This window comes from Streptomyces sp. SLBN-8D4 (assembly GCF_049739545.1).
GTDB classification, from domain to species: Bacteria; Actinomycetota; Actinomycetes; order Streptomycetales; family Streptomycetaceae; genus Streptomyces; species Streptomyces canus_C.
In genome coordinates this window covers 307470-326782 of record NZ_JBMGQC010000001.1, presented here as the reverse complement: position 1 = coordinate 326782, position 19313 = coordinate 307470, and the positions used below count along the sequence as shown (strand labels likewise).

The 19313-nt window shown below is 69.3% G+C and carries 16 protein-coding genes and 2 pseudogenes; 10 read left to right on the top strand and 8 right to left on the bottom strand.

Annotation, left to right across the window (positions count from 1 at the left end):
• Positions 1–124: 124 nt before the first annotated feature.
• Both RKD20_RS01505 and RKD20_RS01500 read left to right on the top strand, forming a co-directional pair.
• Positions 125–2302: a glycosyl hydrolase family 95 catalytic domain-containing protein gene (locus RKD20_RS01505; protein ID WP_424876004.1), complete on the top strand. Its 2178-nt coding sequence runs from the start codon at positions 125–127 to the stop codon at positions 2300–2302.
• A 74-nt stretch (positions 2303–2376) separates the two neighbouring features.
• Entirely contained in the window at positions 2377–3066 is a 690-nt protein-coding gene (locus RKD20_RS01500) for a polysaccharide lyase family 7 protein (RefSeq protein WP_424876003.1), read from the top strand.
• Between the two features lie 14 nt (positions 3067–3080).
• On the opposite strand, the gene RKD20_RS01495 is transcribed toward RKD20_RS01500, so the two are convergent.
• Together RKD20_RS01495 and RKD20_RS01490 are read right to left on the bottom strand one after the other, a co-directional pair.
• Positions 3081–5117: an ATP-binding protein gene (locus RKD20_RS01495; protein ID WP_424883116.1), complete on the bottom strand. Its 2037-nt coding sequence runs from the start codon at positions 5115–5117 to the stop codon at positions 3081–3083.
• A 316-nt stretch (positions 5118–5433) separates the two neighbouring features.
• Entirely contained in the window at positions 5434–5937 is a 504-nt protein-coding gene (locus tag RKD20_RS01490) for a MarR family winged helix-turn-helix transcriptional regulator (RefSeq protein WP_424876002.1), read from the bottom strand.
• Positions 5938–6172: 235 nt separating this feature from the next.
• Between RKD20_RS01490 and RKD20_RS01485 the strand changes: the two genes are divergently transcribed.
• From RKD20_RS01485 to RKD20_RS01460, 6 genes and pseudogenes are all read left to right on the top strand, one after another.
• The gene (locus tag RKD20_RS01485) at positions 6173–6640 is read left to right on the top strand and encodes a cupin domain-containing protein (RefSeq protein ID WP_424876001.1); all 468 of its coding nucleotides are present in this window, start codon (positions 6173–6175) and stop codon (positions 6638–6640) included.
• A 49-nt stretch (positions 6641–6689) separates the two neighbouring features.
• The gene (locus RKD20_RS01480; RefSeq protein ID WP_424876000.1) at positions 6690–7064 is read left to right on the top strand and encodes a hypothetical protein; all 375 of its coding nucleotides are present in this window, start codon (positions 6690–6692) and stop codon (positions 7062–7064) included.
• A gap of 245 nt (positions 7065–7309) precedes the next feature.
• On the top strand, positions 7310–8254 hold the full coding sequence (locus RKD20_RS01475) for an NADP-dependent oxidoreductase (RefSeq protein ID WP_424875999.1): 945 nt from the start codon (positions 7310–7312) through the stop codon (positions 8252–8254).
• A 692-nt stretch (positions 8255–8946) separates the two neighbouring features.
• The gene (locus RKD20_RS01470; protein WP_424875998.1) at positions 8947–9948 is read left to right on the top strand and encodes a DUF6192 family protein; all 1002 of its coding nucleotides are present in this window, start codon (positions 8947–8949) and stop codon (positions 9946–9948) included.
• A gap of 3 nt (positions 9949–9951) precedes the next feature.
• Complete coding sequence (locus tag RKD20_RS01465) at positions 9952–10365, top strand: hypothetical protein (protein ID WP_424875997.1); 414 nt, start codon at positions 9952–9954, stop codon at positions 10363–10365.
• Positions 10366–10374: 9 nt separating this feature from the next.
• Positions 10375–11252: pseudogene (locus tag RKD20_RS01460) on the top strand (IS5 family transposase).
• A 3-nt stretch (positions 11253–11255) separates the two neighbouring features.
• On the opposite strand, the gene RKD20_RS01455 reads toward RKD20_RS01460, so the two are convergent.
• Both RKD20_RS01455 and RKD20_RS01450 read right to left on the bottom strand, forming a co-directional pair.
• The gene (locus RKD20_RS01455; RefSeq protein WP_424883115.1) at positions 11256–12233 is read right to left on the bottom strand and encodes a phosphotransferase family protein; all 978 of its coding nucleotides are present in this window, start codon (positions 12231–12233) and stop codon (positions 11256–11258) included.
• Between the two features lie 174 nt (positions 12234–12407).
• Positions 12408–13391, bottom strand: coding sequence for a L,D-transpeptidase (locus RKD20_RS01450; RefSeq protein WP_424875996.1), 984 nt, complete (start codon positions 13389–13391; stop codon positions 12408–12410).
• Between the two features lie 237 nt (positions 13392–13628).
• Here RKD20_RS01450 and RKD20_RS01445 point away from each other — a divergent pair, with 237 nt between their 5' ends.
• Both RKD20_RS01445 and RKD20_RS01440 read left to right on the top strand, forming a co-directional pair.
• On the top strand, positions 13629–14234 hold the full coding sequence (locus RKD20_RS01445; protein WP_424875995.1) for a TIGR03086 family metal-binding protein: 606 nt from the start codon (positions 13629–13631) through the stop codon (positions 14232–14234).
• Positions 14235–14331: 97 nt separating this feature from the next.
• Complete coding sequence (locus RKD20_RS01440) at positions 14332–14865, top strand: hypothetical protein (RefSeq protein ID WP_424875994.1); 534 nt, start codon at positions 14332–14334, stop codon at positions 14863–14865.
• A gap of 16 nt (positions 14866–14881) precedes the next feature.
• On the opposite strand, the gene RKD20_RS01435 is transcribed toward RKD20_RS01440, so the two are convergent.
• From RKD20_RS01435 to RKD20_RS01420, 4 genes and pseudogenes are all read right to left on the bottom strand, one after another.
• Positions 14882–15718: a hypothetical protein gene (locus RKD20_RS01435; protein ID WP_424875993.1), complete on the bottom strand. Its 837-nt coding sequence runs from the start codon at positions 15716–15718 to the stop codon at positions 14882–14884.
• A gap of 150 nt (positions 15719–15868) precedes the next feature.
• Positions 15869–16327: pseudogene (locus RKD20_RS01430) on the bottom strand (transposase); the annotation flags it as partial.
• Between the two features lie 248 nt (positions 16328–16575).
• The gene (locus RKD20_RS01425) at positions 16576–17346 is read right to left on the bottom strand and encodes an NPP1 family protein (protein ID WP_424875992.1); all 771 of its coding nucleotides are present in this window, start codon (positions 17344–17346) and stop codon (positions 16576–16578) included.
• A gap of 581 nt (positions 17347–17927) precedes the next feature.
• A complete protein-coding gene (locus RKD20_RS01420) occupies positions 17928–19238 on the bottom strand; it encodes a ThuA domain-containing protein (RefSeq protein ID WP_424875991.1) in 1311 nt (436 codons plus the stop codon).
• Positions 19239–19313: the final 75 nt, after the last annotated feature.

Sequence of the window (19313 nt, the reverse complement as noted above, 5' to 3'; positions counted from 1 at the left end):
GATTTCTCGAAGAGGTGTGATCGGCACTGCAGCCGCGGTAGCCGCCGGCGGCTGGGCAACGGGTTCCGGCACCGCCTGGGCGGTGCCCCGGGAGCCCGCCGGGGCGGAGGATGTACACGAACGCATGGTCAGGGCCGCAGCTCTGCGCTGGCGGCGGATGCCCGGCGACTGGAAGGACGGCCCCTTCCTCGGCAACGGTCTCCTCGGGTTGCAGGTCTACCGAGGTGCGACGGCCAACTCCGTCAAGGTCATGGTCAGCCACAGTCAAGTGCAGGACCAGCGACCGCAGTGGCGCGCTCCCTACGGCTTCTCCCGGCTGCCCATAGGCCATTTCGACCTCACTCTCGCCGGTGAGGTGTCCGGAGTCGACTGGACCCTGGACATCTGGGACGCGGAGTTGCGCGGCACCGTCACCACCACCCGCGGCAGTGTCCGCTTCTCGATGCTGGTGCACAACGCCCGTACCGCGCTGCTGATTTCCACCCGGCCCAGTGCCGGCGAGGAGACCGCGGCCTGGTCGTTCACGTGGCTGCCCGCCATTTCACCCCGTGAGAAGGACAAACCCGCGGACTACACGGGCAACCCCGACCCCCGCACCGGATCCGCCGGCACCACCCACTACGTCGAACAGCCGCTGATCGCGGGCGGCGGATGGACCACCGCCTGGCGTGAACGGCGCGTCGGCAGCGGCAGGTTGCTGGCCGCGCACATCGTCTACGGCTTCCCCGAGGACCTGTCACGCACGACGGAGCGGGCCGTAGCCGACGTAGCGCGCACGCTCTCCGCGGACCCGGACGAGCTGGTGCGCGTCCACCGCGCCTGGTGGCACCGCTTCTACCGGCGCAGCCTGGTCTCGGTACCGGACAAACGCATGCAGCACTTCTACTGGATCCAGCTCTACAAGGCCGCCTGCGCCACCCGGGCCGGCGGGCCCTCGATGTCCGAGTGGGGACCGTGGTACCCGGAGACCGGCGGCAGTTGGAGCGCCGTCTGGTGGAACCTCAACGTACAGATCGCCACCTGGCTGATCCAGGGATCCGGTCACCCCGAACTCGACTCCGTCACCTCCACCTTCAAGAACTTCGAGAAGTACCTGCCGCTGTCCGTCCCGCCGGAGTACCAGGACGGCGCCACCTACGCCCTCGCCCACCCCTCGGACTGGATGCTGCGCCCCGGAGCCAAGACGGTCGGCATCCCCGGCACCGCGACGAAGACCGACAACAACGGCAACCTCATCTGGGCCATGCACAACGTCTGGCTCAGCTACCGCCACACCATGGACGTGACGATCGTGCGCGACGTCCTCTACCCGATCCTCGTGAAGGCGGTGAACTTCTACGACCACTTCCTGTACGAGGGCAGCGACGGCAAGCTGCACCTGCCGCTCACCCGGTCGCCCGAGTGGGCGGACGCCACCGACTGCACCTACGACCTGTCCCTGATCCGCTGGGGCTGCGCCACCCTCCTCGACTGCCTGCGCGTTCTCCGTACGGACCATCCGCGCGCCGGGCGCTGGCGCGAGATCCTTCAGCGACTGGTGGACTACCCGCGTGACGAGACCGGCGTCATGATCGGCGCCGGGAAGCCGCTCACCGAGTCCCACCGGCACTTCTCGCACATGCTGTGGCTCTTCCCCCTGCACGAGCTGGACTGGGACCGCCCCTCCGACCGGGACACCATGCGGACCACCTTCGACCACTGGGTCAAGGACCGGAGCCTGTGGGCCGGTTACAGCTACGCCGCCGCCTCCTCGATGGCCTCGCTGATGCAACGCCCCGAAGAGGCCCTCGACTTCCTCACCTTCTTCACCGACGGCAACGTCATCAAGAACGCGTGGATGACCGCGAACACCATGTACGTGGAAGGCGGGAACCTGGCCCTCGAGAGCCCCCTGACCGCGGCCCAGTCCGTACTCGACATGGTCGTGCAGAGCCACGGTGGCGTCGTACGGATCCTCCCCTCGGTGTCACGGCGCTGGACCGACGTGTCGGTCCAGGCCCTGCGCACCCAGGGCGCGTTCCTCGTCGACGCCGACCGATCAGGTGGCCGTACCCGATGGGTGCGCGTGCACAGCGAGGCCGGCGCACCGCTCGTTCTGGACCACGGCATCGACGGTGCCATCGACGTACGGGACGAACGCGGGCGGCGGCTGCGGTACCGGGAGACGGTGCCCGGTCGCATCGAGATCCCCCTCGACCGGCACGAAACAGCCGTCGTCCTGCCCCGCGGTACTCACCCGGACCTGCGTCCGCGGGATGTGCCGGCCGCCGGTGACGCAAAGCCCTGGGGGCTGCCGGACTGATCCGTGGGACCCCAGGCGATGACCGACGTGATCAACCGCTCCACTCCGCTCACTGCTTCGGAAAGGGACACGCCATGAACAGAAGATCCGTCTTACGGACCGGTGCCGGTCTGCTGGCCGGCAGCGCCGCGCTCGCCCTGCCGTCCGCCGCGCTCGCCGCCACGGCACCCGCCGTGCCCGACGCTTCCCCCACCGACGGCTGGACCAGGACCTCGTTCGCCTACAGCTGGCAGAAGCCCTGGAACCTCGACCTCAGCGACCGGCACAGCTACAGCGGCGGCGTCGACCGCATGTGGGTGTACGCCACCGACCAGCCGTTCCAGGAGGGGAGCTCCACAGACCCGCGCACCGAGATGCGCTGGAAGGTCGACTACACCACGGGCGACCGTATGTGGGACGCCGACGTCTACCTCCCGTCCGGCACCGACGGGGCGTCCTTCGTCCAGATCCTGCGGAGCGTCCACCCCTCGGGCACTCCGGCCACCGACATCATGCTCAACATCTACAAGGCCAACGGTGGCACCGTACGCCGCTACGACGGCACCGTGCTCAAGACGGGGGCGTACGACACCTGGTTCAACGTGAAGATCGCCCACCATGCGACGACCGGGACCGGCACCGTCAAGGTCTACTTCGACGACTCCCTCGTCCTGACCGTCGACGACCGGGGCCCCGCCACCCGCTACTTCAAGAACGGCGTGTACAACCACGGTTCCGGCCGCGCGGAGGCCCGCTTCCGCAACATCCGCTACTGGACACGGTGATCCGTCAGCCGGTGTCAGGAGTGCGGCGGGGTCGGCGTGGACGTCGTGGCTGGTTGCCGCAGCAGTTGTTCGACGAGGCGTTCCTTTGCCACGGCGAGGTGGCGCCGGTAGGTGCCGTAGGGCACCCCCAGTCGTCGGGCGGCGGCCTTGTGGGTACGGGAGGCCGTGATGTAGGTGGCGGTGAGAGCCTCGTGTGCCTTGACGCCCGCGGGGTCGATCTGCAGTGCGTCCAGGGCGGTGATGATGGCGGCCCGCAGGTCGGCGGCCGGGTCGGGTGAGCCCGGCGGCACGAGATGGGAGTGCAGCAGGACACTGGTCGCGAATGCGCGGGGGGTGTGCCAGGTGCGCAGCGCCTCGAGCACGCCCTCCGCGAACTCGGCGCGCGCCGACTCATCGTCCGAGCCACTCGTGCCGGCAGTTGCGGGCCATAAGGGTACGGGCGTGACCGCCGCGCGTGCCCGGTGTCGAACCCACTGCTCCACCGGCTGCCGTCGCCAGTCCCGGCCGAAGACGTGCTGTCTCCGCCCGCCGACGTCCACCGCCGCGACCTCCGGCATCCCGGCCTCGGCGAGGTAGCGCCCCCAGCGGTCGGCGTCTTCGAAGACGGTGAAGGTCACCGCGCGTCCGTGGATCCTCATCTCCTCGCCGATGGCGCGACGGCTGATGAGCTCTATCAGGGGCGAGGGTCGCTGGTGCCCGCCGGATTGCACCGCGAAGCGGCGGATGCCCAGGTGTTCGCCCGGCCGCAGGGGAGCGGCCGCCTCTACGAAATCCCAGACTGCTGCGATCACCGGGTCCTCGGCGCGGTCCTCGGGCAGGGGCGAGTCCAGCCGCAGAATGGCCATGAATGACACGGGTGCGGAGGAGCCCGCAAGGCGGAGGACGCGAAAGGCCTCCGGCTGCCGGCGCACCCAGTGCGCGACCGCTGCCGCCGATGCCGGTCCCTCCGCTTCCTCGGCTATGCGCAGCACGCCGGGCACGTCTTCGGCCCGGAGCGGGATGTCTTCGATGTGCGGGTGCGTGCGGTAGTTGTAGAGATCGTCCGGTCCGCCCTGGTTCCGGAAGAGGAACATCCACTCCGCGACCCGCAGCAGCGCGTCGTCCTCGGCAGCGCCGCGTACGGCCTGCAGGCCCGCGAGCGAGATGCGGACGCGGACGTCGTCGTAGCGCTCGGGGTCCCGCCAGCGCAGGTCGGCTGCGAGGGTCGACCGCACCGCGTCGTGCGGATGCAGCCCTTCGGGAGTGGCCTCGATGTAGGGGAGTTGACGCAGCCAGGAGAACACCGTGTCGGTGTCCTCGTCACCCAGCACCGCGCGCAGCAGGGGCTCGCGAGTGACGTAGGCCTGCGCGACGACCTCGAGCGCGCGCCGGTGGACGACGCTGGGCAGGTCGCCCACGAGCCGCTCGACCAGGGTCGTCAGAACGTCGCCGGTCGGCTCCCACGGTGCGCCGGGTGCGGCCGGGGGCACGGAGGCGGCCAGGGAGAGGGCGAGCGGGCTGCCTCCGGCGAAGGCGACGAAGGCTTCGCGCTGCTCGGCGGGGACCCCCCGCGTGGCGAGCAGGGTGTGGGACTGGGCGGCGTCCAGCGGCCGCACGGCCAGTGCAGTGAACAGCTGCGCCCATCCAGGGTCCAGCGACCATTCGGCGTCGGGCGCGACTCTGCTGGCCACAACGACGATCGCATGGTCGGCGAGCCGCAGCAGGAAGGTCTCGCGCAGCCACGCCTCCAGGGGCTGACACCGCTCGAAGGTGTCGATGAGCAGCACTGTGCCGGGCTCGGTGCACGCCGGAGCGGCGGCCTCCTCGAGTCGGCGCGGATCGGAGTCGAGGAACCGTCCGTCCACGTGCACCACACGGCGGCCGGTGAGCTCGGCCTGCCGGGCGGCGTAGCGCACCAGAGAGGACTTGCCGATGCCGCCGGGACCGTGAATGTACGCGACGAGCGGAGCGTCCGCCGCATCCGACAGCATCCGGTCGAGCACCGCCTGCTCCGGCTCCCTGCCCACCAGCGCACCGGCTCGAGCCTCCGCCAGCCGGCCCGCCAGACCCACCGCTCCCAATCCAAGCTCCTCTCAGTAGACCCATTCTCATGGAAACAGCATGGCGGGACAGTCACTACGGAGCCCGGCTCCTTCGGTAGGCCGAGGCCAACTCGGGGGTGCGGTGGCGACGTTCAGCGAGCTCGTGCTCCGAGGTGCGTCGGCGGCGCGTCCTTGCCCGCGACGACATCCCCGATGCGCAGAAGTACGCGTGCCGGCCGACGGGGGCGCTCCTGCGCAGCATGCGGGCCGGCGCACCCGAGGCTTGCGGTAGTTGGGCGGCACGATGGCCGGGATGGTGATCGTGGACCCGGCTTGTACGGTCGCCCTACGCTCCACCTCTGCGGCGGCGAGACGCGGCCGAGCGAGGCGGTGTCGAGCGCATGTGGTCGCGCACCGGCTTCAGCAGGCCGGCGAGAGCCTTGACGTCGTCGCGCGACAGCGGCTCGAACAGGAGGCCGCTGACCACCTCGATGTGACCCGGGAGCACCTTCGCAAGCAGCTCGCGCCCGGCATCGGTGATGGTGACGGTGATGCTTCGCTCGTCGTCCGGCGAGGGGGCGCGGACGACCAGTCCCTCCTTTTCCAGCAGACCTACTTGGTACGTCAGGCCGCTGCGGCTGTAGACGACGCCGTCGGCCAGGTCGGTCATGCGGTGGCTGCCCGTCGGCGAGTCTCCGAGGCGCGCCAGCAGTTGGAACTGCACATAGCTGAGATCACCGGTCTCGCGCAGCTGCTGCTCGACCGCATGCCGGAGCAGGCTGGTCACCTCGACGAGATCGAAGTAGGCGCCGAGCTGCACAGGGTCGAGCGACGGCGGCGAGTCAGGCATGACCGGAAGTCTACTGCTTCGAATTCGAAGAGTGTGGAGTGCCGCCGTTCCAGCCACCTCCTGGGGATGACGCGAGGGTCTCGTTGGCCGCCCGAGGTCGTGACCTGGTGGGTGCACGGTGTGGGCAGTGCTGGGCCCGACTGAGCACCGTAGAACATGGCGATCGGGCAGTGGTGCCGCGCAGGGTTGCGGAAAGGAGGACGGCGCCGCCGCCCACGGATCCCGAGGACCGGCCATGAGCATCCCCTACCTCGCCCAACGTGAGGACCAGCAGCAGCTCGAGTGGATCGGCGGGAGCGTCTTCAGTGTGCTGCTCGACGCCGAGGCGACCGGCGGGCAGTTGACTGTCGGCCGTTTTGACGTGAGCAAGGGCGAGGCGCCGCCGTTCCACGTGCACAACAAGGAGGACGAGGTCTTCCTGCTCCTGTCCGGTTCGGCGCTGGTGTGGGCCGGCGACGAGGAGCACGAGTTGCGGGAGGGTGGCATCGTCTTCCTGCCCCGGCGCATCCCGCACGGCTACCGCATCACCTCCGAGAAAGCGGACCTGCTGCTCATCTCGACCCCTGGAGGGCTGGAGAAGATGTTCCGCCACGCGGGCCGCGACCTTCGTGAACCACGCCCGGAGGGCTTCGAGATCACCCCGCAGCTGCTCGCCGAAGCCGCGGAACTGTCCGGCAACGTCGTCCTCGGCCCTCCCCGGTGACGGCGCCACAGCCCGGCCACGGGGATGAAGCCATGAGCGCGATGCCGGGATGAGCACCACCACCGCGTGGAGCTCCGTGTCCTTGGCCGTCGTGAGCGCCGGAGTGGGCTGCGCGCGTCCGACGCGTCTGCTCGCGGACTGCGTCGCGGAGGCTGTGTGCCGGTCACGGGCAGCCGGTGGTGCGCGCGCCGAGGCGGAGGCGCTGGAGTTGCACCGGCTGACGGACGACCCTGCTCGGCGTTCCGCCCACGGCCGTGCCGACCTCGATCTGAGGGAGGCGGTCGTGGCGGTCCTGGCGGCCGACGGGCTTGCGGTGGCGACCCCGGTGCTCACCGCGTCCCCGAGCGAGGTGTTCGACTCGTTCTTCGCTGTTCTCGGTGACGGAGTCCTCTCCGGCGTGCCGGTGGTGCACGCGCGCGCCTGACCGACGTGCACGCCGACCCCGTGCCCACCGTCGTCGGGGCCCCGCCGACTGGCGCGCCACAGCTCGGAGCGACGCGGCGCGGCTGCGCGCCCGCATCGGCCAAGCCGCCGCCGAACTCGCCGCCGCGATGCGCTCGCACCGGCAGGGACCGAAACCACTTGCTTCGAATTCGAAGCAGATGTACCGTCATCAACAGTTGCTTCGAATTCGAAGCAATGCCGATCGCAGTGAAGGTGAGAACCGAAATGAAGGCAGTACGTTTCCACGAGTACGGCGACCCCGACGTCCTGCGCTACGAGGACGTGGAGCAGCCCGTGCCCGGAGTCGGTGAGGTCCGGATCCGCGTCGCCGCGACCTCGTTCAACTCCGTCGACGGCAACATCCGCGGCGGCTTCATGCGCGGCCCCATCCCGGTGGAACTGCCCCACACCCCCGGCCTCGACGTCGCCGGTACGGTCGACGCGCTGGGTGAGGGCGTCGACGGCATCGCGGTCGGCGACGACGTCATCGGTTTTCTGCCGATGGACGGTAACGGAGCCGCGGCGGAGTACGTCCTCGCACCGGCCGGCGTCCTGACCCCGGCGCCCAAGAGCGTCCCCCTGGCCGACGCCGCCGCGCTGCCGGTGGTGGGCCTGACCGCGTATCAGGCGCTCTTCGACCACGGCAAGCTGACGGCCGGGCAACGCGTGCTGATCAACGGCGCCGGCGGCGCGGTCGGCGGTTACGCCGTGCAGTTGGCCAAGAATGCCGGTGCCCACGTCATCGCCACGGCCGGCCCGCGCAGCAGCGAGGCGGTCAAGTCCGCCGGCGCCGACGAGGTCATAGACCACACCACCACCGGCGTGACCGCGGCGGTGACCGAGCCTGTCGACGTCGTGCTCAACCTCGCACCGGTCGACCCTGCCGAACTGGCCGCGCTGGTCGCGCCGGTCCGCCCGGGCGGCGTCCTGGTCAACACGACGGTGTGGATGCCCGCACCCTCCGACGAGGAGCGCGGTGTGCGGGGCATCGACCTGTTCGTCCGCAGCGATGCCGAACAACTGGCGAAGCTGGTGGCCCTGATCGACCGCGGCGAGCTGCACGTCGCCATCGCCGAACGGCTGCCGCTGGCCGAACTGCCGACGCTGCACGCCCGCGCAGCCGAAGGCGCGGTACACGGCAAGGTCATAGTCGTCCCGCCCACCGCCTGACATCGAGCCCCGCCGAAAGGAAGGGTCATGGCACTCCGCTTGGGCCCCGAAAATCGCCGCGGCACTGGCCCCTATGGCAGGCGCGATGGCGGACGCCACACCACCGGCCGTAGGCGATGTCGCAGCGCGCCGCGCCATATGGGAGCCGATCATCGGCGCGCGGGGACGGCCCAGCACATTCCGGCCGACGCGAAAACGAGCGAGCACCACGGGACCGCCGGCGACGGCACCCGGATCAAGATCGCGATAGTGCCGAGCACCCACTGCTGTGGACCCGCCTCGACCACCGGGATGTGCGGAAGTTCTGGGGAGACCAGGGCTTCGCCGGCCGTCTGGTCGGCTGGACCCGCCTGATCCTCGGGCGCGAGCCCGAGATCGTCCGCAGAGACCCTGGCCGGCGCGGCTTCCAGGCGCAGCCGAAGAGGTGGGTGACGGAGCACCCGCTGTCGTGGATCGGCGTCGCGGAACGGTGTTACGGAAACGCCGTAGCCGAACGCTTTGCGAGCATCCTGAACACCTCTTGTTTTGCGGGAGATTTGGGGCGTCTGGCTGGTGCTTCGAGCGCCCCCTAGTCCACGCTCTGCCCCGGCGTGTCGCGCTCGCGTCGCGGTGGACGGTGACCGGGGCCGGCGGGCCTTTGACCGGTCACGTCGTGGTGACCGGGCCGGGCCCGGGCGAGGACGGTGGTCATCATGACCGACGTGGCCGACCGGATCGGGAACGTCACCCGGCAGCGTTACGAACAGCTCGTCGGCCAGGCCAAGGAGCTGATCGCGCAGATCGCCCGCGCCCTGGGTGACATGGCGTTGGAGATCGAGCCGATGAGGTCGGTGGGCGGGTCGATGCCGAACGGCACGGACGACCTGTTCACCGTGACGGAGGCGTTGCAGATTTTCGCGGACGACATAGGTGTCGAGCGGCGGACGGTGGAGGACTGGCGTTACACCGCGAACCGGTGGCCGAAGGAGCGCCGCGTGGAGGGGGTGTCGTTCACGGTCCACCGCATCCTGGCCTCGGTGGTCGACGAGGACGAGCGGTGGGCGGCGATGGAAGACGCGCCGTTCAACCCGCGCACCGGGGCGAGGCAGTGGACGCCGGACGGTGCGAAGCGGGTCGTAGGCCAGCGGGTCGACCGGCCGGTGACGGTGGATGAGAAGGTCCAGGCCGTGGCCGACCTGACCCGGGACGACGAGGTCGCCGCCCAGGTCGCCACCGATCTGCTGAAGCGGCCGGCGGTGACCGAGCACGTCACCCCGGCTGAGCGGGTGCGGGTTGTCACGGAGCTGACCAGGGACGACACGGTCGCTCAGGAGGTGACCACGGGACTGTTGCGCCGCCCGGCCGTGGCCCGGACGGCGATGCGGGACGACACCGCCCGGATGCTCGTCAACCGCGCGCAGTTCGACAACTCCAACGAGACGCGCGAGCGGATCCGGGAGCGCACCCCGGCGGTCCGCGCGATCGAGCACACCATCGAGTACCTCGATCTGGTCGGTTCCTGCCACGGTTTCGTGGCCACCCTGGGCCGGCTGGTCCCGCAGATGCGAGGACAGGAGTTCACCGAGGACGAGCGCGAGACCGTGCGCCGGCAGATCGGCCGGGTCCGTGCCGCGGCGGACTGGCTCGAAGGGGCGCTGGACAACGGCGAGTTCACCCTGGACGAGCAGCTCGTGCAGCTCCTCAAGGGCGAGTAGGCCATGCCGCGACGCCGGGAGGCCCGGCCCCTTGCCGAGCACTACGGCGACCTTGTCCGCGTCGCCTTGATGGAAGCACGCCCCGCGGGCCTGCACACCTACCAGCTCATCGCCGCCACCCGCCTCACCCGATCCCAGGTCGGCCGCGGCATCCGGCACGTCCGCGACGTCGTCGCCACGGAGAACCTGACGCCGATCACCTGGACCCGCCGGGACGGGTTCATGTTCTCCGACGACCCCGCGGACTGGATCGAGTACGACAAACGGCAGTTCCGGCAGATTCTGGGCCGACTCACCCGGGTGATCACGGGCACGCTCGATCCGCACCTGGCCCGCTACCCCGACGACGAATGGGCCCAGCTCGCCACCCCCCAGCTCACCGGGGTCCGCGCCACCCTCGCCCAGCTGTCCAAATAACCCCAGTCCATTACCGATCACCCTGCCGAGCCCGCTGCCGCCCGTCGCCGCCGCTACCCGTCCGACACCTCCGTCGCCGAATGGGCCCTCCTGGAACCCCTGTTGCCCATCCCGGCCTGCCAGACCAAGACCGGCGGCCACCCCGAGAAGTGGCCGCGGCGGGACATCGTCGACGGCATCCGCTACATCGTCGACAACGGCGCAAAGTGGCGGGCACTGCCTGCGGATTTCCCTCCGTGGGAGACCGTTTACGGGTTCTTCTGGAGGTGGAACCGAGCCGGGGTCGTCACCTACATCCGTGACCAGCTCCGCCGCAGGATCCGTACCGGCAAGGGCCGCTGCCCCCACCCGGTGACACTGATCGTCGACTCCCAGTCGGTCAAGGGCGCTCCACCGTCGGCCGCGACAGCCGGGGCTACGACGCCGCGAAGAAAATCAACGGCCGCAAGCGACATATCACCGTGGACACGCTCGGCCTACCCGTGATGATCACGGTGACGCCCGCCGACATCCAGGACCGCGACGCCGCCCGCGACGTGTTCTGGCGCCTGCGCCTCACCCAGCCGCAGATCACCCAGGTCTGGGCCGACCGCGGCTACGCCGGCGACCTCGTGGACTGGGCCCGCGATCGCCTCTGGCTCACCCTGCACATCGTCTCCCGGCCCAAAGGCACCAAAGGCTTCGTGGTCCTGCCCCGCCGTTGCAAAGTCGAGCGCACCATCGGCTGATGCATGAACGCCCGCCGCAACGCACGCGACTACGAACGCCTCCCGCAGCACTCCGAAGCACACCTGAACTGGGCACTCATCACCATGATGACCCGACGACTCACTCGCAAAAGCCCCCGCACCGACTGGGCGAAACAGCCCGGTATGTCCCCCCGATGACTTCTAACACCCTGAGACCATCGCCAGCGCCTGGTTCAAGTGGTGCTCGGCAATTCCCTGCATGAACGCCCGGTCGGGGAAGTCTCCGTCGAGCAGCCGAAGCGGCCCCGCCGTCAGGGACAGATGCTGGGTGAGCTTATAGAGAGCCAGCCGGTCCTCGTCGAGGTCCTCCACTGCCAACCGCCGGTATTGGTCCTCGGAGTGGCGGAGCCGCAGGAACACGTGCTCCCACTCGACGTCGAAGTACAACAACTCCTCGAAGTCGATCACGACCGGGTTACCGTCCCGGTCCACCAGCACGTGATCCAGCCCCAACTCGCCATGGACAACCGAGTACTCGGCACGCGGCCGCACCGCCGCGGCGAGTTCACGCAGCCGCTCCTCCAGCCTGCCGCGAGCGTCCGCGATCCTCCGGTCACGGGACCCCGCCTCGGCGAGGCAGCGCAGCGCGAACTCAAGCGCTGCCTCCTCACACGACGCCGCCCTGGACCTTCCCCCCTTGTCGATCTGGGCCACCTTGCCGAACGACGGCGCTCGATGGCGTCGCATCGCCGCCAGGGCATCGGCGAGGCGGGCCATCGTCGGCTCTGCGGCGCGCGGGTCGCGGTTGAACAGGTCCATCAGGTCCTCGCCGGGGAAGTCCTCCACGATCGCCAAGTCGGCCGGGTAGTGAGTGCGGTCCCGGTCGACCAAGTGGACCTCGGGGACCCGCAAGCCGAGTGAGGCCAGGCGCGCGTGGCTGGCCTCGAACAAGTCAAGCCCGACACCGGGCGAGAACGGGTCGGTGAGATCGCCATCGCCCTCAGCCACCGGCCAGTAGTTCTCCGACTTCTCCCACAGGTAGGCGACCGCCGTCGTGGCATCGTTCATCGTGAGGCGGTACACGCCCTTCGTGGTGCCGCCGGTGAGCCGCTCGACCGCCTCCAGCTTCCGACCGCCACCCAGTGCGGCCCTGGCCGCCCCCGCCAACTGGTCCCGCATCACTTCCCGTGGTGCTACGTCCACGACCCACCTTTTCAGCTCGGCAACTGGGGAACCCTACGCGAGCCACTACTCAAGCCTGAATCCTTTTTGCGGAGCCTCAGTCCTCTGCCCACCCGCCTTCAAAAACACCTACTTACCCGGATGCGGTGACGCACCAGAAGGCCACGCGCGTCAAAGGGTGGCGGTCGTCCCCTCGCCGGAGGCGCTGCCCGCGAGCCACTGGTCCCATCCCAGGTTGAAGTCCGCGTAGCCGTTGTCGGCCGGGGCCTTGCCGCGGGGTGAGCCGGTGATGGTGATGGGGTCGCCCTGCTTGACCTGGCCGTAGAACCACTTGGCGTCCGACAGGGACAGGTGGACGCATCCGTGCGAGCCGCGGGCGCTGCCGCTGCCCGGGTTCGGGTCGCCGGTCGAGTAGTGGACGTACGTGCCGGACTGGGTGAGGTGGATGTCCCAGGGCAGTGTCAGGTCGTAGAAATTGGGACTGCTCTTGTCGCAGCTGATTCCGACGCTGCAGGAGGTCATGTGGACCTTCTCCTGCTTGTCGATGACCGCCATCGTGCCGTCCCACGTCGGATACTCGGCGCTGCCCGCGTTGATCGACAGGGTGCGTACCGGCGCGCCGTTGCGGGTCACCTTCATGGTGTGGCCGGTCACCGAGACATCCGCGCGCACGTCGTCACCGATCTTGAAGGTGTGCGTGTAGTTGTGCACGCCGTAGCGTCCGTTGCCGTTGCTGACGCCCGTCATGTCGGCATCGATCTTCACCGTCGTACCGGAGGGCCAATACGTCTTCGGGCGCCAGTCGGCGCGCCTGTCGCCCATCCAGTGCCAGGCGCCGACCACCGACTGTGAGGCACTCACCTTCATGTGCTTTTCCACTGTGGCCCGCGCCTTGGCCGCCACAGGGTTCGTGAAGATCACCGAGATCGGCATGGCCACGCCGACCGTGGTTCCCGTCTGCGGGGTGATCGTCTCGAGCAGCATCGGCGGACCCGCCGGCTTCGTCGGTGACGGAGAGGCGCTCGCACTCGGCTTTGCCGACGCCTTCGCGTCCCCGCTCGCCTTGTCGCTGCCGCCCCCGCCGCAGGCGCTCGCGCCCATCAGTGTCACACCCGTGACGAATGCGATCCATATGCTGCTCTTGCGCCGTCCCACGAACTGCCCCGGTCTGCTCGCTCTTCGGCCCTGACGGGCCCATCTCCCTGTCAGACAGCGAGGGCGTGGGCCGCAGTTGCACGCGTCGCGTAAAACGTGTCCCAAGGCTCAGCGCCACTGGTCCGGGCCGTCCTCCCGTCGCAGACGTCCTTGGTTCCCGTGTCGTCACGGGCCGAGAGTGGACGCATGACACCAACGTTCACCACAGTGAGGGCACCACGAAAAGGGGGCTCTCCGATGAGCGATGGCATGATCTCCAGCGGTTGGGACGTTCTGGACGCTTCCCACGATGCACTGCGCACGGCGGTTGGCGCCATCCCCGCCGACGGCTGGCACCTGCCGACACCCTGCGAGGACTGGACCGTCGCCCAGGTCTTCCAGCACGCCGTCGGCGACCAGATCGGCTTCGCCGCCGCCCTGACCGGCGAACCCGGCCCCGACTACAACCCGTTCGCCCCGACGGGCGAGATGGAGGGACTGGACCCTGCGGGGTTCCTGGAGGACGCCCTGGCACGTGCGGCGACGGCATGGGCGGGGGTCGACCGGGGCGCCGCCGGGGTGCCCACCCCGGTGCCGCCGCACAAGATGTCCCCGTGGTCCGGCTCGGCAGCGTGCGGGCTGGACGCGGCGGTCCACGGCTGGGACATCGCCCAGGCGACGGGCCGGCCGTCGCCGCTCACGCCCGAGCTGGCCCGCCCCCTTCTCGAGGTCGCCAGGGAGATCGTCGAGCCGCTGCGCCCATACGGCGCGTACGCCGCCGCCCTGGCCCCCGAGCGGGGCGACGACGACGTGGCGGTCCTCCTGCGTTACCTCGGCCGCGACCCTCGCTGGAGCGCCTCCTAGCGGGCGCTGATCGGGCCGTTGCTGCCCAGGCCTGGCCTGCCTCGAGCCTGCCTCGAGACAGGTCGAGGGGCGGCCTCGGAGACCTGACCGGCAGGCGTTGTGCGGGATCCTGTTCGTGCTCCGCACCGGTGCCCAGGGGGAGTACCTGCCGCGGGAGCTGGGCTTCGGCTCGGGCGTGACGTGCGGGAGTCCCCTGGCCGCGTGGAACGGGGCCGACGTGTGGCCGCTGGCGGTGATCGATTCCTCCCTGGGCGGCCGGCCCGAGGCGGCCCCAAAGCGGGCCAGCCCGGTCGACCGTGCAGGGATGGGCGGCAGGCACCACGTCATCACCGACGCCCAGGGCATCCCGCTCGCCGGACAGCTGACCGGCGGCAACCGCGACGGCGTCACGCGGTTGCTGTCGCTACAAGGTTTCGCCGGTGGCCGGGTGGCGGGCCGGTCCTGGTGCCGGCCCGGCGCGCTCCTCGCCGAGCGCGACCAGCCCCACCCCTCCGGCCCGGGCATCTTCCGGTACGTCGTCGAAAGGAACGATCGCCTGACTGCACGGCTTCCGCCGCGTGCGCATCCGCTGGGACCGACGCGACGACCTCCACGAAGCCTTCCACGCCCTTGCCACCTGTCTCCAAGGTGACCGGTGGCCTGCCGGTTCAGGGGCGGGGAGGGGTTCCGAGGAACCGGTGGAGGGAGGTCGTCATGCTGGTGACGAATGTGTCGCGGGTCGGTTCGTCGAGGTGGTCCAGGGAGAGGTAGGGGTTGAGGTCTTCCAGCTCGACAAGGAGCAGGTCCCCGTCCTGGGTGCGGCAGGCGTCCACGCGCTGGATGCCGTGGTCGAGGGTGTTCCAGTCGATGAAGCGGCGGGCGAAATCGATGTCGGCTTCGGTGGGCCGGTAGGGCTCAAGGACCCAGCGCCGTTCGGGGTCGGGGGCGTGAAGGGCGTACTGGAAGGCATCGTCGACGTAGTAGAACGACACTTCGTAGCGAAAATCGATGCGCGGCTGAACCAGGATGTCGCCGTGGGCGAGGCCGGCCAGCTGTTCCTGAGGCACGAAGCTGAGGCCGATGGAGTCCGCCCCTGCCTTCGGCTTGACCACGTACTGGTCGGTCTCGGGCAGGCGGCGGAGGTCCTGGGGCCGGTCGATGGTGGGGATGACGGGGTATCCGGCTGCGGTCAGGTCCAGCAGGTACTGCTTGCCGGCCATGTCGGCCCGGCCGGACAGCGGGTTGTAGACCCGGGTGCCGCGCGCTGCGGCCCGGTCCCGGAAGGCGTCGTATTCCTTCTGGTAGTGCAGCACGGGGCCGCTGTTGCGGACCACGACCGCGTCAAAGGCGTCCATCAGAGCCGCGGCGTCCAGCGGATGGCACAAAGCGACGTCGAAGTCGTTCCGCAGCCGAGACGACAGGAAGATGTCCTCGTCGCAGTAGCGCCGCCCCCGCGCCTCGTAGGCGAGGTCGGTCACGAACAAAACGCTGGGGCGGCCGGGCACGGGGCATCTCCTGGGTCGGTGGCCACCAATCTACTCAGACCACCGAACTCCCAGCACCGGGCCGGTCCCGCCCGTCCGACCTGTCAATGACTCGCAGTAGTTGCAACGGCGCACTGGTATCGGCTGGCGTGGGCCGCCAACTGGCCCTGACAAAGCCTCTGAACGGCGGTGGGTGATCAGGCAGACGGCGAGTCCGAGGAAGGCCTCGTGGATGTCGTCGCTCGTTTCCAGCGGATGCGCAGGCGGCGGAAGCCGCGCAGCCAGGAGATCGTCCGCTCGACGACCCAGCGGAATGTACCCGGACCGGTGCCGTGCGGCCGGCCTCGCTCGGCGAGGAGCGCGCCGGGCCGGCACCAGGACCGGCCCACCACCCGGCCACTGCCGGGATCTTGTCCAGCAGCGGCAGCAGTTGGGTGACGTCGTTGCGGTCGCCGCCGGTCAGCGACACCGCGAGCGGGATCCCCTGGCCGTCGGTGATGAGGTGGTGCTTGCTGCCCGGGCGTGCGTGATCGACCGGGCCGGGTCCGCTTTTGGGCCCCGGCGTGCGGCCCGGACGTGGGAGGAGTCGATCACCGCCCGCGACCAGTCCAGCTGGTTCTTCGAGCGCAGCCCACGTCGTGCCCGAGCAGAAGCCCCCCCTGGGGCAGGCCACACGGAAATGGTGCGACATGAATACGGGTGGAAATCGCGAGAAGAAGGCACGCTTCCTCGCCAACAAGCGCAGTAGCTCAAGCCTTGCCGACTGACCACTTCCATGCGTTCACTGGCATTGCCTGTTCCCGGCGGCGGCAACCGCCCCGAGATTCGGGGCGGCGACCTTCATTTCCTGCGGTCTCGGCACCTTGCCGGCAGACAACTCATGCGTACGGGTCGAAGGGGATTCCGCCCGGCTTGGCCTTGTTGAGCGTGTCGTTGAACCTGGAGTCCTGGAGCGGGAGGTTGGCGTTGCCCCAGTCGGAGCCGTTCAGGACGGTGCGCAGGTTGGGTGCGAGGCTGTCCCAGGTGAGCAGGTTCTCCTGGTGCCAGGCGCCGGTGTCGTTCTCCGCCGACTCGCCCCACTTGGCGAAGCGGAAGGCGTGGGTGCTGGCACCGTCCTTGTGGTAGACGGCCATGACCCGCCGACCGCTCATCGGAACGTCGGCAATCGGGTGGGTGCTGAAGCCGCCGTGCCGGGAGGCGGACAGGTATGACGGTGTGTCCGCCCCTTGCTCGACCCACACGACCATGCACTCCCAGTCGTGCCTGTGACCGATGCCCGGAGACGCCTCGTCCTTCTCGAAGTAGCTGGCGTAGATGATTCCGCACCAGCCGTTGTTGCACTTGGCCCGCGAGTAGGTGTTGGCGTGGCCGAGGTGGTCGCCGCGGCACTGTCCGGTGATGGGGCCGGTCGGCTTCAGGCCGCCGTTGAGGGTCCCGCTCGCGTCGATGGCGGCGGCCGGGTAGCAGGAGTCCGTGTCGTAGTCGTACACGGGCTCGAAGTACTTCTGGAATGCGGTGGCGTTCTCGGGCAGGTTCTGCAGCACGCCCGCGGAGGCGCTGCCCGTCAGCGTGGCAGCGAGAGCCGCGCCGCTGCCTGTGACGGCGACGGCTCTGGCGAGCCGGAAGGTTCTGCTGGTGGTTCGAGGCATGGGGGTCTCCGTGGCGATGTGACGATCGCGGACATGACATCCGGCGTGTGCAGACAGAGACTGGCAAGCCGAGAAGCTGATGGAAGGGCTTTCCGTCGAACTCGTGGCGGCATTTTTCCGAACTGATCGACTCTCGCCTGTGGTTCGGTGGGCGCGGACGGCCAGTCGGCTTGCCCGCAGGCGAAGTCACACGCGCCCGTGGCGTGCCGGCCGAGGAGGAGGCCCTCGGCGGCGCCCCAGGTCCAGCGTCTCGCAGCGAGCTGACCCACCCGGGCCCACGCCGAAGGGATCGCTTCGCCCGGCCCGGTGCTCTGGTGGCCGCTCACCGGAGTGTGATCGAACTGTCGGCTCGGCGGCTGTTCTGCGACAACTCAGGCTGCACCGGGGAGAACCGCTGCGGGCCTGAGGGAGGTGACTACCCCGGGTGGGTGGAGTCGAGGTGCTTGGTTCGTACGCTACCGGTGAGGGTGCGGAGTTCGTACGCGACCGGCTTGAGCATGCCCGGCGCGGAGGGTGCCGCACGTGGTCACGGCCTCACCTCCTGAGCGTCGGTGACCTACAGGGCGCCAACGCTGTGTGGCTCAGGACTGCGCAGCGAGCTGGAAGGCCTGCGCGGCCGAACCGTCGCAGGTCCGCTGAGTGAGCTGGACACTGTTCGTCGCCGCTGCGGCCGCCGTCAGACACTTGCCGCTGTGCCGGGCGACGAAGTGATAGCGCCCGCTTGTCTCACGCACGGGCTGCCATTGCTGATTCGTGCCGCCGGAGTAGGCCCACAGCTGCAACGGCGCGTTGTCCGCCGTCGAGCGGTTGGTCACGTCGATCACCTGAGCGGGGTTGCCGCGGGCGGTGATCTGCATGTACCCGCTGTCGGTGCTCCGGAACCGGTACTGCTGCGCTGTCGTGCCGTTGCAGGTGTACTGCTGGACGGCCGTCCCGTTCGCGGTGGCTGCCGAACGGGCGTCCACGCACGTGCCGTTGCCGCCGTTCTGCACCGTGTGCCAGGCGGTCTCGGAGATCTGGTCGCCGGTCGGCGGGGTCGTGGTGCCGCCCCCGCCCAGCCACTTGAGCCCGTCCAGCAGGAACCGGTTCTGGCTCGCGCTCGCGAACGTCGAGGAGAGCCGCGTGTTGGTCGTGTAGTTCATCGCGTTGTGGCCGAAGTTCGCGTACAGCATCCTGTACTTCGTGTTGGTCCACAGGATCGGGTAATAGCCGCTGTACCAGGACTGGTTGGGGTCGGTACCGACCGGGAAGCTGCTGGGGTCGATCGATGCCAGGATCTTGATGTCCGGGTTCTGCCGCAGATCCTTGGACCAGCTGTACCACTCGCTGACCGACGAGGTGAACGTGGCCGGCAGGTTCACGGTGGCCGGGCTCGTGTGGTCCTCCACCTTCAGGGTCACCGCGGTCGGCCCCCAGGTGTTGGACGCGAAGTTGCCCGAGCCGAGGAACGTGTTGTGGTACCAGGACCAGCTTGCCGCGTCGGTCGTGAACGCCGAGACATGGAAGCCCATGAAGCCGCCCCCACCTCTCATGTACGCCTCGAAACCGGAGCGTTGGGCGGATGTCTGCGGCAGATCATCCAGGAACAGGACGACTTGATAGGCGTTGACCCCGCCGTTGGCGAGGAGGTCCCAATTAGTACTGGCCGTGTAGGTGAATCCGTTGGCGGCCGCCTGCTGCGGGAACCAGACGTTCGCCTCCTTGTCGAAGTCGATGTGCGCCGCGTCGTAGGTGCCGCTGTAAAGGGCGAGGACCTTGAACGGGGTCGCGGCAGTGCTCGCCTGTGCGACGGGTGGTGCGGCCGCGAGGCCCAGCAGCGTGGCCAGCAGGAGCAGGAGCAGGAGCAGGACCCGCAGGAGCGCGCGGGTGGAGCGGGATCGCACGGTGCTCATCTTCTGGTCGATCCTTTTCGTGTGGTCTAGGGGCAGTTGCTCAGCGGGGAGTGGGGGGAAGGGTTGCGGAGTGCG

Coding starts and splice junctions, on each gene's coding strand:
- RKD20_RS01445 (WP_424875995.1), top strand. CDS start 13,629: ATGAGCGATGGCATGATCTCCAGCGGTTGGGACGTTCTGGACGCTTCC.
- RKD20_RS01490 (WP_424876002.1), bottom strand. CDS start 5,937: ATGCCTGACTCGCCGCCGTCGCTCGACCCTGTGCAGCTCGGCGCCTAC.
- RKD20_RS01470 (WP_424875998.1), top strand. CDS start 8,947: ATGACCGACGTGGCCGACCGGATCGGGAACGTCACCCGGCAGCGTTAC.
- RKD20_RS01500 (WP_424876003.1), top strand. CDS start 2,377: ATGAACAGAAGATCCGTCTTACGGACCGGTGCCGGTCTGCTGGCCGGC.
- RKD20_RS01475 (WP_424875999.1), top strand. CDS start 7,310: ATGAAGGCAGTACGTTTCCACGAGTACGGCGACCCCGACGTCCTGCGC.
- RKD20_RS01455 (WP_424883115.1), bottom strand. CDS start 12,233: ATGCGGGACCAGTTGGCGGGGGCGGCCAGGGCCGCACTGGGTGGCGGT.
- RKD20_RS01505 (WP_424876004.1), top strand. CDS start 125: ATGGTCAGGGCCGCAGCTCTGCGCTGGCGGCGGATGCCCGGCGACTGG.
- RKD20_RS01480 (WP_424876000.1), top strand. CDS start 6,690: ATGAGCACCACCACCGCGTGGAGCTCCGTGTCCTTGGCCGTCGTGAGC.
- RKD20_RS01465 (WP_424875997.1), top strand. CDS start 9,952: ATGCCGCGACGCCGGGAGGCCCGGCCCCTTGCCGAGCACTACGGCGAC.
- RKD20_RS01485 (WP_424876001.1), top strand. CDS start 6,173: ATGAGCATCCCCTACCTCGCCCAACGTGAGGACCAGCAGCAGCTCGAG.
- RKD20_RS01420 (WP_424875991.1), bottom strand. CDS start 19,238: ATGAGCACCGTGCGATCCCGCTCCACCCGCGCGCTCCTGCGGGTCCTG.
- RKD20_RS01425 (WP_424875992.1), bottom strand. CDS start 17,346: ATGCCTCGAACCACCAGCAGAACCTTCCGGCTCGCCAGAGCCGTCGCC.